Source organism: Dyadobacter bucti (genome assembly GCF_005869225.1).
Taxonomy (GTDB): Bacteria; Bacteroidota; Bacteroidia; order Cytophagales; family Spirosomataceae; genus Dyadobacter; species Dyadobacter bucti.
In genome coordinates, this window is sequence record NZ_SWFP01000001.1 from 1082378 (window position 1) to 1099262 (window position 16885).

General features: G+C 45.3%; 18 protein-coding genes. 4 read left to right on the top strand and 14 right to left on the bottom strand.

All coding sequences use genetic code 11. From position 1 onward, the window contains the following. Position 1: 1 nt before the first annotated feature. The 3 genes from FBF61_RS03925 to FBF61_RS03935 all read left to right on the top strand — a co-directional run bounded on the left by FBF61_RS03925 (position 2) and on the right by FBF61_RS03935 (position 3605). Positions 2-1486, top strand: a complete 1485-nt coding sequence (locus FBF61_RS03925) for a glycosyltransferase family protein (protein WP_138475842.1) — start codon at positions 2-4, stop codon at positions 1484-1486. Further along, a complete protein-coding gene (locus FBF61_RS03930; protein WP_138475843.1) occupies positions 1462-2865 on the top strand; it encodes a glycosyltransferase in 1404 nt (467 codons plus the stop codon). Before FBF61_RS03925 ends, FBF61_RS03930 begins: the two co-directional genes overlap by 25 nt. A gap of 131 nt (positions 2866-2996) precedes the next feature. After that, a complete protein-coding gene (locus FBF61_RS03935) occupies positions 2997-3605 on the top strand; it encodes a class I SAM-dependent methyltransferase (protein WP_138475844.1) in 609 nt (202 codons plus the stop codon). 14 nt (positions 3606-3619) lie between these two features. Here FBF61_RS03935 and FBF61_RS03940 read toward each other — a convergent pair whose 3' ends face one another. Next, positions 3620-4852, bottom strand: coding sequence for a multidrug effflux MFS transporter (locus tag FBF61_RS03940; protein ID WP_138475845.1), 1233 nt, complete (start codon positions 4850-4852; stop codon positions 3620-3622). A 220-nt stretch (positions 4853-5072) separates the two neighbouring features. On the opposite strand from FBF61_RS03940, the gene FBF61_RS03945 reads away from it, so the two are divergent. Next, positions 5073-5930, top strand: a complete 858-nt coding sequence (locus FBF61_RS03945; protein WP_138475846.1) for a dienelactone hydrolase family protein — start codon at positions 5073-5075, stop codon at positions 5928-5930. A gap of 79 nt (positions 5931-6009) precedes the next feature. Here FBF61_RS03945 and FBF61_RS03950 read toward each other — a convergent pair whose 3' ends face one another. The 13 genes from FBF61_RS03950 to FBF61_RS04010 all read right to left on the bottom strand — a co-directional run bounded on the left by FBF61_RS03950 (position 6010) and on the right by FBF61_RS04010 (position 16866). Continuing rightward, positions 6010-6309, bottom strand: a complete 300-nt coding sequence (locus FBF61_RS03950; protein WP_138475847.1) for a hypothetical protein — start codon at positions 6307-6309, stop codon at positions 6010-6012. A 209-nt stretch (positions 6310-6518) separates the two neighbouring features. After that, positions 6519-6698, bottom strand: coding sequence for a HepT-like ribonuclease domain-containing protein (locus tag FBF61_RS35465; RefSeq protein WP_374756603.1), 180 nt, complete (start codon positions 6696-6698; stop codon positions 6519-6521). A 202-nt stretch (positions 6699-6900) separates the two neighbouring features. Next, complete coding sequence (locus tag FBF61_RS35470) at positions 6901-7053, bottom strand: nucleotidyltransferase family protein (protein ID WP_205748222.1); 153 nt, start codon at positions 7051-7053, stop codon at positions 6901-6903. A gap of 146 nt (positions 7054-7199) precedes the next feature. Continuing rightward, entirely contained in the window at positions 7200-9431 is a 2232-nt protein-coding gene (locus FBF61_RS03965) for a sodium-translocating pyrophosphatase (RefSeq protein WP_138475848.1), read from the bottom strand. 251 nt (positions 9432-9682) lie between these two features. Next, positions 9683-10876: a DUF2062 domain-containing protein gene (locus tag FBF61_RS03970; RefSeq protein WP_138475849.1), complete on the bottom strand. Its 1194-nt coding sequence runs from the start codon at positions 10874-10876 to the stop codon at positions 9683-9685. A 72-nt stretch (positions 10877-10948) separates the two neighbouring features. Continuing rightward, a complete protein-coding gene (locus tag FBF61_RS03975) occupies positions 10949-11305 on the bottom strand; it encodes an ApeI family dehydratase (RefSeq protein WP_138475850.1) in 357 nt (118 codons plus the stop codon). A 16-nt stretch (positions 11306-11321) separates the two neighbouring features. Then, positions 11322-11954 carry a flexirubin biosynthesis/transport protein LolA2 gene (lolA2, locus tag FBF61_RS03980; protein WP_138475851.1) on the bottom strand — a complete coding sequence of 211 codons (633 nt, stop codon included), beginning with the start codon at positions 11952-11954 and terminating at the stop codon, positions 11322-11324. Next, positions 11929-12711 carry a polysaccharide deacetylase family protein gene (locus FBF61_RS03985; RefSeq protein ID WP_138475852.1) on the bottom strand — a complete coding sequence of 261 codons (783 nt, stop codon included), beginning with the start codon at positions 12709-12711 and terminating at the stop codon, positions 11929-11931. The genes lolA2 and FBF61_RS03985 overlap by 26 nt, the downstream gene beginning before the upstream one ends. Further along, entirely contained in the window at positions 12701-13648 is a 948-nt protein-coding gene (locus FBF61_RS03990; RefSeq protein ID WP_138475853.1) for a beta-ketoacyl synthase chain length factor, read from the bottom strand. The genes FBF61_RS03985 and FBF61_RS03990 overlap by 11 nt, the downstream gene beginning before the upstream one ends. Then, positions 13648-14832 carry a beta-ketoacyl-[acyl-carrier-protein] synthase family protein gene (locus FBF61_RS03995; protein WP_138475854.1) on the bottom strand — a complete coding sequence of 395 codons (1185 nt, stop codon included), beginning with the start codon at positions 14830-14832 and terminating at the stop codon, positions 13648-13650. The genes FBF61_RS03990 and FBF61_RS03995 overlap by 1 nt, the downstream gene beginning before the upstream one ends. Positions 14833-14867: 35 nt before the next feature. Beyond that, positions 14868-15131, bottom strand: a complete 264-nt coding sequence (locus FBF61_RS04000) for a phosphopantetheine-binding protein (protein ID WP_138475855.1) — start codon at positions 15129-15131, stop codon at positions 14868-14870. A gap of 26 nt (positions 15132-15157) precedes the next feature. Next, positions 15158-15787: a hypothetical protein gene (locus tag FBF61_RS04005; protein ID WP_138475856.1), complete on the bottom strand. Its 630-nt coding sequence runs from the start codon at positions 15785-15787 to the stop codon at positions 15158-15160. Beyond that, complete coding sequence (locus tag FBF61_RS04010; protein WP_138475857.1) at positions 15784-16866, bottom strand: beta-ketoacyl synthase N-terminal-like domain-containing protein; 1083 nt, start codon at positions 16864-16866, stop codon at positions 15784-15786. The genes FBF61_RS04005 and FBF61_RS04010 overlap by 4 nt, the downstream gene beginning before the upstream one ends. Positions 16867-16885 lie beyond the last annotated feature (19 nt).

A 16885-nucleotide genomic window follows, 5' to 3' on the forward strand; every position in this document is an offset into this window, starting at 1 on the left:
TATGCGGAAACTCAGAAACCTGGTTCTTGTCCTGGTTCCACTTTTGATTTTAGTTCTCTGGTTCCTTCTGAAAGTACATCAGTTCCAATCATTTGAAGTGAATTTTTCCGACGGGCTCATCGCTTTGCAGCTGAGCCGCGGCTGGCTGGAAGGCCGTCCGTTTTTGTATGACAATTATTTCGGTTTTCACAGCCGGATACACAATTATTACATTCTGCCGCTGACCGGATTTGTTACACGTTCTACCGGTATTTATGGTTTTTTTATTCTATATATCGGTCTGCTGGCTTTGCTGCTGGCCAATATTTTTTTGTGGCTTAAAAAATACCGAAGCAACCGGGGGCAGCACTGGCTTTCACTACTTGCTTTTATCATCGGGCCGTTTACTTTTTTTGTTTATCTTGATCTTTACGGCTGGCATCCGGAGCAATATTTCTTCCCGTTAACCGGCCTTCTGGCCTTTAACCTCGCGCGCCGTCAGTGGATATGGTCCGTTCTGCTGATCATCCTCATTTATTCAATAAAAGAAACTTCCGCAGTGCTGCTTTGCGGCCTGCTGCTGTTTGCTTCCACGACGGACCTGGTTTTGAAAAACCCGAAAGCAACCTGGCTCAAACTCCTGTTCAATACACGCAACATAGTTATAGTCCTGATCTGCCTGCTGTTATTCGGAGCAGGAATGTATTTACTTTCTTATGTGAACGGGCAGGAATCCGACAGGGTAAACCAGGCCTTTGACCATGTCCGGCAATCCGGCTCGGCGATCCGGTTTGCTATCTATTTGACAGAGTTTTTGATAGCCGCAACGATTTTTTTCATGATCGGCGCAATCCTGTTTTTCCCGTGGTTGCAAAAAGTACCGCGGCAAGGATTGATCTGGGCGGTGCTTGGCGGCTATTTCCTGGTTTTGTGTTTTGTTTTCTTTGTTGAAGGATTGTTATACTACCCACAGTTTTACATGAGCCTGCCCTACCCTCCGCGAGCGGGCGGCTTATGGGCTTTTTTATGCGGCTGCTATATATTTCTGCTGGTAAGGAGTATTGAGTACCAAAACAATGTAAAATCTGACAACTCCTACAAATACCTATTATCGAGCCTTGTTTTTCAACTTGCCGCCTACCCTTTCCTGATCTCTCATGAGGCGGCCGTTTACAATATGGACAAGGTTGGCAGAGGGATATTTTCATTTTTCACCCCCCATCCGGACCCCAATGTGCAACAACTTGCGGAGCTTGCAGATAAACTTCCGGAAGGGTCACAGGTTATCGCACCTTACAAATATCTGCCTGTTTTTCAGCGCGTATATGCATCGGAGTGGAAGCACAGGCACCTTGTTCTGGGGCGCCCGGCCATTTACATTTTTGAAAAATCATCGCTCAGGAATTCAAGCGAGTACACCCTCCCTGAAAAGGGCTATCTAATCATACCCAATCACAATCTATTAATTCTATCAGATTCGACATGGAATATCCGGCAACCAAACTAAGCGGCGAAGAGCGGGAAAAATGGATCAGAAAAAATGCATATTACTACAAAAATCAGATCAGGTATCTGAAATTCATCATTCCTGAACAGGCTTCCGTTCTGCAGATCGGATGCGGTACTGGCTTTCTGCTCGACGCTCTTCAACCCGCCCGGGGTGTAGGGATCGACAGTTCGGAATCATTCATTGCTTACGCGCGGGAAAGACGAGATAAGCACCGTTTCTTTGCGATGGATGCCGAAGACTTCCGACTGGACGAGACATTTGATTTCATCCTTCTGAGCGATAGTGTCGGCGACTTTATGGATGTGCAGAAGGTTTTTTCCCAAATGCAAAGGGCATGTACCCCCCAAACCCGGATCGTGATTGTTTCAACGAATTTTTTATGGCTGCCTGCGCTAAACCTTGGAGAAATCATAAGGCTAAAAATGCCAAAAAAACGTCAGAACTGGCTGGATAAGAGCGATATTGTCAACTTGCTTGAATTGTCTGGTTTTGAAGTCGTCGCCAGTACCCGTAAAATCCTTTTTCCCAGGTACATTCCTTTCATTTCTGCTTTTCTCAACAGGTTTGTCGGCAACCTGCCGTTGATCAATCAGCTCTGCCTGATCAACTGTCTGGTGGCAAGAAGCCTGGTGACGCCGGAAAAACCGGTAAATGAGAGTTCGGTCAGTGTGATCGTCCCTGCCCGAAATGAAAAGGGCAATATCGAATCACTTGTCCAGAGGCTCCCGAGAATGGGAAAACACACCGAAATTATATTCATCGAAGGTAATTCGCGGGACGATACCTGGCATGAAATACAGCGGATCGGGGCCATGTACCAGGGCAAGCGCGACATTAAATGGGCGCAGCAGGACGGGAGCGGAAAAGGCGATGCAGTCAGAAAAGGCTTCCAGATGGCTACGGGCGACATTCTGATGATCCTGGATGCAGATATGACAGTACCACCGGAAGAGCTCCCCAAATTTTACGCAGCAATCAATAGCGGGAAAGGTGAATACATCAACGGTACCAGGCTGGTATATCCGATGGAAAATGAAGCCATGCAAACTTTGAACCTAATAGGCAACAAGTTCTTCAGCATGGTTTTTACGTGGCTGCTTGCCCAGCCCTTGAAAGACACCCTTTGCGGCACAAAAGTGCTGAGCCGGGAGAATTACAAAAAGCTCGCTGCAAATCGTTACTATTTCGGTGACTTTGATCCGTTTGGCGACTTTGATCTCCTGTTTGGCGCCGCGAAGCTTCACCTTAAATTTATTGAAGTTCCCATCCGCTACAAAGCGAGGACGTACGGTGAGACCAATATTTCCCGCTTCCGGCATGGCTGGCTTTTACTGAAAATGACCTTTTTTGCTTTGAGTAAAATCAAATTCATATAAAACTGAAAAGACCGGCAGCGGTGCATAAGTTATGTAAAGAAGCCCCGTAAGTTGAAAATTGTGTCGTATTTTGGCAGAATATTAGCAAAGCATGACGGAAACCAAACTCCTGATCGCTAAAAAAATGCAAGATGGGACTCAGAACTTACATACGTGACAATTTTATCGCAGATATAAAACCCTATAAGCCAGCAAAGCTCAGCAAACCGGAGCAAATGCTGGATATTGTTTCCGCCTGGAAAGGACTGGAACTGATCATAGAAGATATCATCGAAAAATTCGGACTCGAACGTAAAAGCTGTATTGAGTTCGGGGTGGAATTCGGGTATTCTGCGGTAGTTTTTTCCAATTTTTTCGATTCCGTAACGGGCGTGGATACTTTTGAAGGTGACGTGCATACGGCGAATAAAAATCAGCACTACGAAGAAACCAGCAAAAGGCTGACGGCCTACAAAAACATTGAACTGGTAAAATCAAATTATAAGGACTGGATCAAAAAAGACCAGAAACGATACAATCTCGCTCACGTGGATATCGTCCATCACTATGAAGAAACTTATGAATGCGGGCTTTGGGCCGCGCAGCATAGCGACTGCACTATCTTTCATGATACTGAAAGTTTCCCGGAAGTGCGGCGGGCGGTGAAAGATGTAGCCCGCAAAACCGGTCAGAAGCTGTACAATTATCCGCTTCATTACGGTCTCGGCATATTGGTAGACACGAATTCTATCCGTAAATAACTTTTGGAAAACTATTAAAGCAGGACAGAAATTTCTTCCTCGACATTCGCTTTGGAAGCTCTGTGCCGCACAGCCGCGCTGCCTGTGAAAAGGATTATCAGTCCGCCAATAGAACATGCAGCCATCATTCCAACCATCGGCATGGCTGTATTGTTATGTAAAAAACTTACGATGGCGGAAATGATAGCGCCCGCACCCATCCGCCAGCTTCCCATCAGTGCAGAAGCACTTCCGGTATGTTTTCTGAACGGTGCGAGCGAAAGTGCGGAAGTATTAGGACCAGTGAGCCCCTGTCCTGTAAGAAAAATAAACATCATCCCGATCAAACTGTACAGATTATACCAGTTGTTCCAGACACCTACGATCAGCAAAAAGCCTAATGCACTCTGATATAAAAGCGTCACTTTGATGATCTCTTCGCTTTTGTATTTTTTCAAAAGAAAGTGGTTGAGCTGCGTCGAACCGATCATGGCAAAGGCCAGAAATGCGAATATCCATCCGTATTGCTGCTCAGTAACATGGTATATATTCATGAACACGTCCGAAGACCCTGCGATATAAGCAAAAGGTGCGGCAGTGGCCAGTCCGCCAGCCAAAGTATAGATCAGAAACTGAGGTTGTTTGATCACAGTGGCATAACCATTGATCACAGCTTTCGGACGAAGCGAAACGGACTCGTCCGCCTGCTTTCCGGTAGGCAGGAAGAAATAAATAGCGGCGATGATCAACATGCCGATACCTGCCAGGATTATAAAAATCCATGACCAATTGATAGCAGCAGTAACATAACCTCCAACAGTTGGCGCGATCATGGGAGAAACCGCGATCACCAAGGTAATGGTTGAAAACACTTCGGCTCTTTTGTTCGCCGGAAATAAATCACTTACCAAAGCCTGGGAAGCAACGAGTCCCACACAACCACCCATTGCCTGAAGAAAACGCATGGCAATCAGCGAGTCCACTGAATCCGTAAGTGCACAACCCAGCGATGCAATCACATATAAGATTAACCCACCAAACAACGGTGCTTTTCTCCCGAAACGATCCAGCAGTGGCCCGTACAACATCTGGCCCAGGCTGATCCCGATCAGGTAACTTGTGAGGGATAACTGAACTTTATCTATTGTGGTATTAAGATCCGTAGCGATCCGTGGAAAGCCCGGCAAGTACATGTCAATAGAAAAGGGACTAATTGTAGCAAGCGCTCCCAGGATCAGGATAAGAAAAGAATATTGTTTTAAACTCATGTATGTAACAAAACGTATTACCAGATTAACCGGAGAAGAACGTCTTTAAGTTCCTCTCTTTCAATAAGTACAATAAATTCGTTAATAGTGAATATCTTTTGAAAAACCCTGGCAGATTTGTCTTTTTCCGTTTTTGGCCTGCTTTTTGTGACCTATCATTTAAATAGTAATTTACAAATCAAGAACTTATTAATTCCATCATCTGTCCAATCTGTCCAACATGAGAACAATCTTTCTTTTGCTAACCGCTTTTATGTTAAACCTTTATCTGCCGAAGAAACAGGAACCGGCTGCTATCCCTGTTTGTCACACACCGGCGACGACATCTTTGAATGAAATGGCCGGGCTTGCCGCCAACGCGTCTTTTGTGGAGCTGCATGAAAATCCGCTTACATTCATTTATCAGGGAGCCGGCGAAATGGTTACTTTTCCCACTCCGGACGGCAAAACAGCATCAGGTTTTTTACTAAAATCCGCGAAGAAGTCGGACAAGTGGCTTTTTGTTTATCAGGAATTCTGGGGCTTGAACGACTACATCAAGCAAGAGGCAGCCAAACTTCATAAAGACCTGGGCGACGTGAATGTGCTTGCTCTGGACATGTATGATGGAAAAGTTGCGACTGTCCGGGAAGAGGCCGCGAAGCTGATGCAAAGCGCACCGGCGGACAGGCTTTCGGCCATTTCCAGGGGAGGGATCAGCTATGCGGGCAAGAATGCTAAAATAGCCAGCATTGGCTGGTGTTTCGGTGGAATGCTTTCATTGCAGAATGCTATCCTGGGTGGCAAGCAAACTGTCGGCTGCGTGATGTACTATGGCCGTCCGGAGCAGGATGTGGAAAAATTAAAAACCCTGAATACAGATGTGCTGGGGATTTTCGGAAGCCAGGACCAGGGGATCAATCCTGAAATGGTTGCCAAATTTGAAGAAAACATGAAAGCTGCCGGGAAGAAAGTGACCATCAAAATGTATGATGCAGTGCACGCTTTTGCAAATCCAAGTAATGCCAAATACGATGCCGTGGCCGCAGCTGATGCATATAAACATGCATTGGAATATCTCAAAAAGAAATTCAGCTGATCTTTGTTGATCGGCAACAAAAAAAACCCGGCATTGACTAGCCGGGGTTGTACTATTCATTCATTATGCCTTGCGGCCATTAATCATCTGCTTTTTTCTTCAGGTCTTTGGCCTCTTTCTTAGTAGCGTCGTAAGCCTTTTCCGCTCCTTTTTCTACCTTCTTAGCTCCTTTTTTAGCACCGTCCGCGACTTTCTCAGCCCCTTCCTCGGTTTTTTCACCAACCGCCTTTGCGTCCTTTTTCATTTCCTTGCGAGCTTTTCTGGCCTCAGATTTCGTTTCGGATACTGCCTTTTCGGTTTTTGTCTGCGAAGCGTCCTGCGCTTTAACAGCCACAACTGATAATCCTATCATTGCGGCTAACATCAGTACTTTTTTCATGTTTGAAGACTTTCGTTGAATTGATTCCGCCAGGTAAAGGCTGAAAATATTTTCAGTGACTTTGCGAAGCGTAATGTATTGTAACAAAAATCGTTCCGGGGTGATCGTAAATAATAAAAGAATAACGTCCACTTAACTAAGTTACCGAGATTGGTCAACTATCATTTGAATCTGTTTTTTTATACAGGTATTATATTGGTTACAACGGCCTAAACAATTGTATATTTAACGCCGATATAGTCATGAATCAGCCGGTCTCTCATACCTGCCATATTTTTCCAGGCAATCTGATTCCAATGCAACTTTATATCGGCAGGTATCTTTTTGGTTGCCTCTCTGACGATTTCAAAACTTCGGACTACCACGCTTTTTAGTGTTTCATCTCTCAGAAAATCTTACGGGGTAACGTCAGAATGTAATAACTGAAGTGATGTACTCGCATTCCACCGGAATATGCCTTAGATATTCGAGACACTCCTTAGACATATTCGACATCTTTTAAAATGTACGGTCCGATAAATGGACTCAAACCTTTCGAAAATACTATATCAAGTTTATGGTCCGGAAATATAGATTCTAGTATGTTACGGACTACATGAAATTGGCGCATGTCTCTTTTTCCAGGTCGAAATCTATTAGTATATCAATGTCACTTTCTTTTGTCATTTCGTCCCTTCGCGCTGATCCGAAAAGACCAATCCTTTTAACACCAAATTTTAGCAGTGGGGGTTTTGAAGATTTCAAAAGTTGCGTGATATGTGTTTCCTGAGCACAGTTTCCTTTCGTTGAAATTACCTATCAGCGGGATAATCACATCTATCTAAAATCCTTAACAAAACAAAACGCCCGGTCGTGATGGCCGGGCGTTTTGTGATCTAAAAGCTATTTCTCTATTTCAAGACGGCTTTCACGGGGTAAATGGCTACTTCCGATGAAGGTTTTTCAATTTCGGCTGCCTTAACCACTGCTTCCTGAGATACCTTCGCTTTTACATCCACGCTGCTCAGATGACTGTTCACGCTGATATGCGGCGCAATAACCAGGGAAACGATCGACATCAGCTTGATAAGGATGTTCATCGATGGCCCGGAAGTATCCTTGAACGGATCGCCTACTGTATCCCCGGTTACTGCAGCTTTGTGCGGCTCGGACTTTTTGTAATAAGTCACACCATTGATCACTGCACCCTTTTCAAAAGATTTTTTAGCATTATCCCATGCACCACCAGCATTGTTTTGAAAAATACCCATCAAAACCCCTGAAACGGTAACTCCCGCCAGCGTGCCTCCCAATACTTCCGGCCCGAAAAGAAATCCGACAATCACAGGTACGATCAGGGCGATCAAACCGGGAGCAACCATTTCCCGGATTGAGGCTTGTGTAGAGATAGCCACACACTTATCATATTCCGGCTTTGCGGTACCTTCCATAATTCCCGGAATTTCCCTGAACTGGCGACGCACTTCTTCCACCATTTTCATGGCAGCCCGGCCAACCGCAGCAATAGCGAGGGACGAGAATATAAATGGAATCATTGCACCCACAAAAAGACCTGCAAGTACATTGGCCTTGTAAATATCGATAGAATTAATTCCCGCCACTCCGCAGAACGCAGCAAAGAGCGCCAGGGAGGTAAGTGCGGCAGAAGCAATCGCAAAACCCTTTCCGGAGGCCGCAGTAGTATTTCCAACCGCATCGAGGATATCTGTACGTCCGCGAACTTCTTCCGGCAAATGTGCCATTTCAGCAATACCACCGGCATTATCTGCGATCGGCCCGAAAGCGTCAATAGCAAGTTGCATGGCCGTAGTTGCCATCATTCCAGCCGCGGCAATCGCCACACCGTACAAACCTGCGAATTCATAACTGATGAAAATCCCTGCTGCCAGTACCAATGTAGGGATCACCGTCGACTCCATACCTACCGACAAACCGCCGATAATGTTGGTCGCGTGGCCCGTAGAAGACTGATTAACAATAGATTGCACGGGACGTTTTCCCATAGCCGTGTAATATTCCGTCACAATCGACATAATTGCTCCAACAATAGAGCCAAGCAGTATTGCCCAGAAAACATCCAGCGCTGTAAAGTCAACACCTCTGATATTCAGCGTTCCCTCAGGTAACATCCACAAAGTCAACGGGTAACTCACGATCAGGACTAGAATAATCGAACCCCAGTTACCGCGGTTCAGAGCGCCTTGTACATTACCATTATCATCACTGACACGCACCAGTAACATACTGATGATAGAAGCAATAAGGCCTACTCCTGCAATCACCATTGGAAGCAGTATCGGCGAAATGCCGCCAAAATTGTCCATCCCTTCTGCCACGATTTCCCGTCCGAGCACCATCGTCGCCAAAATGGTCGCAACATACGATCCGAACAAGTCGGCTCCCATACCAGCCACATCACCTACGTTATCGCCTACGTTATCGGCAATTGTAGCAGGGTTACGGGGATCATCCTCAGGTATTCCTGCTTCTACTTTGCCCACCAGATCCGCGCCAACGTCGGCTGCTTTGGTATAAATACCGCCACCTACACGTGCAAAAAGAGCGATGGACTCAGCGCCCAGGGAAAACCCGGCAAGAACTTCGAGCACTTTTTCCATACCGAGCCCGTTCACCTCGGTGCTGTCGCCGATAAATACAGAATAAAGAATAATGAACAAGCCGCCGAGACCTATTACCGCGAGACTTGCCACGCCAATACCCATGACGGAACCTCCGGTAAAAGACACTTCCAAAGCTTTTGTAAGACTGGTACGTGCCGCCTGCGTGGTACGAACATTCGATTTGGTCGCGATATTCATACCGATATATCCTGCGAAAGCCGAAATAAACGCCCCTGCGATAAAAGACAAACCTATAAATGCACTGGAATTTTCAACCAGCGTTCCTGAATAACCCAATAAAATACTGACAATGATACCAAAGACTATGAGTACACGCCATTCGGCTTTCAAGAAGGCGAGGGCTCCATCTGCGATGGCGTCTGCTATATCTTTCATCTCAGGATTCCCGGCATCCTGCCTGATCACCCAGCCTCTTTTGAAGAACATAACCAGCAAGCCGATAAGGCCTAACGCCGGCACTAAATAGGTAATGTTACTCATTGCGAAATGTAAAATTTGGTTAAAGGTTTTAAATTCTCGTAAATATAGAGAATGGCTCCTCATAACAAAATGCCAAATCGCTTATTTTTGAGCAATTCGTATAGATTCTATGAAAATTTGGAGACTATTGCTCTACCAGGCAATAGAACTGATCACATAACCAATTGGGCCTGACCTGATAGTACAGCAACTGCGTTTTTTGTATTCGGGAACGCAGTTGTATGAACATATCATGATAAAATTGATAGTTATTATGATTGTAATCCAGAAACTGCTTCTTTTCCTCCCTGCTTTTTTCGCACCAAACTCAAAAGCATATACGATATAACAAAGCCGGAAAAACCCGCGACCACAGCCAGTAAAGTTCCGCCCAGCAAATACTGTACAAAATTGAGGTGGATCGATTCTAGCGTCAGCTCCTTCAGGGATGTAACCTGTACGCCATTTTTGTAAAACAGTCCGCCGAATTTATAACTCCCATAAAGGATCAAAGGAATCACAGGCGGAATGCTGATATTCGCCGCGGCAATGAACAATACTTTATTCATGCGGAAGAAAATCGCCAGCGGTATCCCAACCAGCAACTGAAAACCCCATATCGGGACAATCCCCATAAAAAAACCAAAGCCGATGGACTTTGCCTTACTGAAATTCGATTCTTCCGGCTTGACCGCCTCGTCACGGATGATTTCCCAGAGTCCTTTTTCCCTGATCTTAATAATCAGCCTTTTTGGCAAGTAGTACAGCAGTGTCAGAATCACCAGCCAGGTATTGAGTATGCTGATCCTGGTAAAATCAATAAGCGGGCGAAAATGGGTTACCCTTTCATTTTTATCATAAATAACCCGGATGTCAACCGGAATGATGGGTACATTGTTCCAGGCGAGCTTTACGATCACCTCTATCTCCGTTTCAAATTTGGTCGTAAAAAGCCGTATATCTTTCAAGGGTCCCAGTGGATATAACCGGAAACCCGTCTGCGTGTCAGGCAGCGAAATGCCTGTTTCAAACTTAAACCAGAAATTGGAAAATTTGTTGCCGAAAGAACTTTTGCCGGGGACTCCCTCTTGCTCCATATTCCGCGAACCCATCAGCAAAGCGCCGGGATTGTGATAGGCAGTTTCTATGAACAGCGGTATATCTTCGGGAAGATGCTGGCCGTCTGAATCGAGCGTAATGGCATTCTCATAACCGAGCCTCTGCGCTTCCTTGAATGCTTTTCGCAGGGAATAACCCTTCCCGCGGTTTTCAGTATTGCTCATTACCCTGAGTTTTAAACCATATCGGGCAAGAGTCAAAAGGGTATCATCCGTAGATCCGTCATTAATCACAATAACGTCCTGTCCGTCCGAAAACTTAAGGACCGAGTCGATCACCCGGTTGAGCGTCTTTTCATTATTGTAAGTGGGAATGATAATGCAGCACTGAATATCACTGAGCGTCATTTGAAATGATTGTGGACTAGTAAAATAATTTATTTTAATGGTCCGCTGAGTATGGGTATGGATTTGGGTGGCTTAAAGATAAGAGGTTTGAGCTTTGAAAAATACAGTTTCGCCAAATTCCCCGGAAGATGCTACTTCCAGCATTTCAGCCTGTTTGTAGTTAATCCTAATCTGAACGACCGGCGTTATTTCCGGGTTGAGTATACTCAAAAATTTGCAGACCCGCAAAGATTTCATGCTCAGTTTCTTTTGCAAATGTGCTTCAAGAATTTCTTTCACGATCTGTAACTGCACTACTCCCGGTGTTACCGGCTCGCCAGGGAAATGTCCCTTAAACAACCTGTGACCCCCATTTATTTTGATCTCCGAATTGATCTGCCCGGCACTGGAATCCGTTTCGGTGATGGTGTAAAGATCGTTTAAAAACATCCGTGAATATGTTTACTTATAGTGTTAAAAACAGGCTATTGTCGATCGGTTCGTTGAATTTTTCCTGATGGAATTTCATGAGGCTTTTGTCCCCGCTTTTTTCAAAAAAAGTCAGCTCCTTCAAACGCAGGCTGGTCCTGGAAAACACCAGGGTGATTTTTGAATATATATTTTTCAACCGTCTGTTCACCGGCGTGAGCACGATCATGTATTGATCCGCACTTTCCATGCATGTTTGCGAAAACGCCCGGTTTTGCTGAAAATCTCCGTTTACCAGTCCGATCATCAGTTCCTTGATCTGCACTGCCATTCTTCCCGCTTGTGCCAAGTTTTTCTCTTTCCCGCCCTCCTGTATGCGCAGTTTATCCCCGTTGATCAGTATAATATAACTGCCAGGTCTCTTCTGCTCCCATCGCATCTTGTCATTTTTTTGATAATAAAATAAACCGGACGAGTGCTCAGGTTCTTTCAATACCGACAAATATTTTTCCTCCTTAAATGAAGCCTGGATGGAATGCGTGGCCGACGAAGTTTTGCGCAATTCTGATAAAATCTTCTCCGGATTGGCAGCCGGCTTAAAATGCTGCGCAGAAAGATTTAAATACCCCAGACATAGCAGAAAACTAAAAATTGTCCGGCTTTTTACCATATGCCTCTTTATCAATAAGTCTGGGAAGTGGTTCAATTTTAATTCCTTTTTGTACACAGTGTTCAATAATATCTTCGAGGGAATCGGCAGTTACGGAACGGTTATCGTGCAATAATATGATATCCCGCTTTTGTAAAACACCCAGAATGCGGCTGATCAGCTGATATTTGTTTTTCGCCCTGGTATCCAGGCTCCGTAATGACCAGCCGATCGAACACAGTTTCAATTCTTTCAGAACTGTCGCGTATCTGGGGTTGGTCACACCAAAAGGCGGACGAAAAAAAAGAGGCGATTTGTCGATGATACCGGAAATTACTTCATTGCAGCGCACCAGATCAGCCTTCAGTCTTTTTGTTGAAAAAAAGGCAATCAGATAATTGTGGCTGTATGAATGGTTTGCGATAGTATGCCCATCTTCATCGATCCGACGAATCAGTTCGGGATATTTCTCAGCCTTTTTCCCGATCACAAAAAACGTTGCCTTTACATTTTTATCTTTCAGGATTTGCAGGATCTTGGGTGTACTTTCTTCATCCGGGCCGTCGTCAAAAGTAAGCGCGACGCTTTTTCGCTTGCCTTTATGGATTGAGGTGAAGTAATAATTCGCCTGTATTTTAAAAGATCCGTATGCAAGGATCGCAAAGTAAATCACCGCGACCAACGACAGCACCAGCCAGGCAAACCCTGTTTCCCAGAAGATGATTCCGCTCAGGGCGAAAACAGTGACAGCTATAAATGTGACAATGTTATGCTTCAACCGATTCGATAAGGGTTAAACCTAAATTACTTTTATTCAATGCATTACAAATCAAAATATGCTTCAAAGTCTTATTGTTCCCCATTTTGTCAATCGCGAAATGCAACGCGAATGCCGAGGATGTAGGATAGACTCCCGAAAATCCTGTAAAGTCGATCGGGCTGTTTTTATTTTCTGAATATGAAATCTCAGCCGAATCCTGCGGCTTACCGGAAAAAAGTACAAGGTCCAGCCCGTCCGGCCCGATTTTGTTTTCCGCTAAAAAAGCTTTGATCTGAGCTGACACATCCGTCACCAGCCCTATTGTTCGAACATCTCTGATTTTCGCCAACGTCGCTTCAGACTTTGCATTTGATAATATAAAAAATGATGCCGCCGAAGTAAGTCCCGTTTCGAAATTGATCTTGAGCTTTTCTGAAATTTCATCCAGTATTTCGATATGTTCATCCGCGGCTCCTACCAGAATGTGCTCTTCGCCTTCATTCAAAAGTAACATCCCATCCTGAACCGCATGTTCGAATGAAAGTGTATTTTGCGTGTGCGTCATGTTGTAGCCATGATTCCCTATGCTAAGGGAAATCTGCCCTGCCATGGTATTATGGGTTGACTGGATAAATGACGTCGGCGGCAGAAGCCCTTCAATGGTCATCGAATTATTCAGAAATTTCTCAGTGTCCAGCAGGCAGCCCAGGCCGGTTCCTACGATGATCGCATCCGGCTGGTCAATACCAGCCTGCGCAATACAATCCTTCGAGCAGGCAACCGACATCCGCAGGATCTTGCTCATTCTGCGCAATAATCCGGCTTCAATAAAACTTTTGTAATCCGGACTGATCAGAACAGAGCCCTGCTGCAAGGGTTGGATGACATTGGAAAAACCCGCATTCCGAAATGTAGGCTGGTGTGAAATGGTAGAAGCGGCAGAAATATAGGCCATCAGTGAATTGCTGAAAATACGAGGGATGAATTATTGCCTCCAAAACCAAAGGAATTGGATAAAACGGCATTGATTTGCAATTCTTTCTGCAAGCTGGTCACCGGCACCAGTCCGGTTTCTGCGATCTCCGTTTTATAATTCAGGTTCGGATAAGCCAGGTTATGCCGTATCGCCAGAATAGAAAATACAGCCTCAATTGCCCCAGCCGCCGCCAAGGTATGCCCGGTGAAGGATTTTGTAGAACTAAAAGGCGGGATATGTTCCCCGAATACATTGTTAAGTGCTACCGATTCGGATAAATCGTTGTTTTTCGTGCCGGTACCATGCGCATTGATGTACGAAATGTCCGAAATGCTGATCCCCGATTTCTCAATAGCATGTCTGATGGCCAGCGTAGCGCCCGTTCCCTCGGGTGACGAAGCCGTCTGATGGTAGGCGTCCGCAGCATTTGCCCATCCGTTCACATAACAAATCGTCTCGTTGCCTGAAATCTGCGTGCTCTTTTCATTTTCAAGTAATAAGAAAGCTGCGCCTTCTCCCAGGTTTAATCCGTTTCGCGACTCGTCAAATGGTCTGCACCAGGCGTCGTCGTAAATCATCAAAGAGCGAAAACCGTTGATCGTAAAGCGGGTCAACGCATCGGAACCACCGACCAGTACACGGTCGAGCTTGCCCTGCAAAAGTAACCTGGCTCCCAGCATGATAGCATTTGCTCCCGATGAGCAAGCCGTGGAAAGCGTATTGATATATCCAGAAATCCCGAGTTCAGCGGCGATCCTTTCGGTGGTACTGCCACTGTCGTGGGTCTTGAGCAATTCAAAATCGGGGTTGTTTTCAGACAAATAATCTTTGTAGAATATTTCGCTCCGGTCCATTCCGCCCACCGAAGTAGCTGAAATGATCCCGGTTCGCAGCTCGGGAGTGTGCAGGCTTTTTCCCCAGGCTTCCTTAGCAGCTTTCAGGCCCAATAGCGATGTACGGGAAACATTTTTCACCGTCAATCCCAATTGTTCGATCAGCGTTTCGTTGGACAATTTCACTTCGCCAACCAAAAGATCTTTTGCCTCATCCAGAATACGCACAGGGCCAATTCCCGACCTGCCTTCCATCAAAGCCGCAAGATTTTCTTCAACCGACAGCCCAATGGCAGAAACAATACCAATACCGGTGATCCGGACACTCATTTGCAGAAACTGTTTATTTGAAAAACGAAGCCACTTTAAAGGTCACCTTTTCTTTTACGGATATAGTCGGCCATTGTTTGCACCGACTTAAATGCCTCCTTGCCTTCATCGGGGTTCGTTACTTGTATTCCATGGTATTTTTCCAGAAGTACGATCAGTTCCAATGCATCTATGGAATCCAGCCCAAGACCTGCATCATCAAATAACGCACTATCATCCTGTATATCCGACGGTGTGATGTCTTCCAGATTAAGCTGTTCGATAATCTGTTTTTTTAAGTCTTCTTTTAAGGTGTCCATTACTTTTGTTAATAAATTTTCGCGAGTTAGTCCGTTGTAAATGAGGTATTCCCTGCCAGTGCTGAAAGATTATCTGCATTTGAAGGTATTCCAACAGCAGCCTGCTTTTCTATCAGAAAGAGAAAAACCTCCGTACTTTTATCTTTGATTCCAAGCCACCCGCACAGCACCGCTTTTGAGCCGGTTGCCAGCAATATCTGTGCGTAATCCACAAAAAATCCGGATACGAATTTAGGTAAAACGGCAAACATATTTTCGCCGTACCATTTGTTAATAATAGCGATCTCACCCATGACGATGTTGGGCAAAGTATAAACGAATAAGGACGGGCTGGGTGCGCCATTTTCCTGATAGGATTTGCGAAAGCGCACATCCGTTTCTGCGCTGGAATTATCATTGCCAAACAGCATCGCCACCTCGTCATCCTTATATCGGGTAACAAGTTCAGGATTCGCTCTTTTGATGAGCTCGGAGGCCAGGAAACCAGCCTGGGAGAGAATGTCCATTTTGTAAAACTTCGGATATACAAACTCCTTCTCTTTGTAAATCTGTTTGAACCAGCTATCGGCAGACTCAGGATCGCGCCTGCCTGCAATTGTCCCGTTTACCGAACAGTAATCTTTCGTTAAATGGCAATATGTTGTAATAAAACTCATATTTTTCTGATAATCAGGGCAGCATTCCCACCTCCGAAACCTGACGCGGTTTTCAAGATCGTGTTTATTTGCGCCGGTTTATTGGCAGAAACAATATTCAGCTCCTTCGAAGTCCCTTTTTCACGGAAGCCAAGGCTTTTCAGCAACATTCCCTGGCGGATCATTTGCATGCAGACGGACGTTTCGATCACACCGGCCGCACCCAAAGTATGCCCGAAATATCCTTTCAGACTGTTCAAAGGGATATGTGTCAGGTTAAGCCGGTCAAATGCAATGGATTCCATTTCGTCATTATAGAGGGTAGCAGTGCCGTGGGCGCAAATAAAATCGATTTCACTGGCCGTAATTCCGTTGTTGTTCATCGTTTTTTTCGTACTTCTGACAAGTCCCTCCCCCGTTCTCGACGGTCCTGAAATATGGTTCGCATCATTTGCGCTTGCGCCTGAAAACAATCGCAAAGGCTGGTCTTTGTAAATTTCCCTATCCGAAGAAACCACCACCGCCGCACAACCTTCTCCCATACTGATGCCTTTTCTGGCTGCATCAAAAGGCATACACGGTTGATCGCTGATCGCAAAAAGAGACTGAAAACCGTAAACGACAAAGTCAGAGATCAGGTCACAGCCGATTACGATAACATGATCATAAATCTTTGCATTGATGAAGTTAGCAGCCGCATTAATGGCCAGTACACCTGAAATACAGGCATTGGAAACGATGATTGGCTGATGCGCAAGATGGAACTCCGTAATTAAGGCAGCAGCCGGCTCCCCGAACTGGTCTGCTATATTCCCGTCCAGTTCACCTTTTGTCGAACTGATCAGGACAATTGTTCTTGCGGAAGGTAATATTGCGGGATCTATTTTTTCTGATATTTGCTTCAAAGCCCTTGTAAGCAGGCCCCTGAATCTGGCAGGCCCGGTCAGTCCCGGGATTTTTGACAGATACAATCCTTCTTTGTCAAATCCGGCATCTGGCACCAGCGAAATCCCTGACCGGTTCTCACAAAGCGCAAGCCAGTTTTCTTCTGTTGTTTCCCCCAAGGGACTGATCATTACTTCTGCACCTATGTAGGCCATTTTAATAGTCTGAGATTTT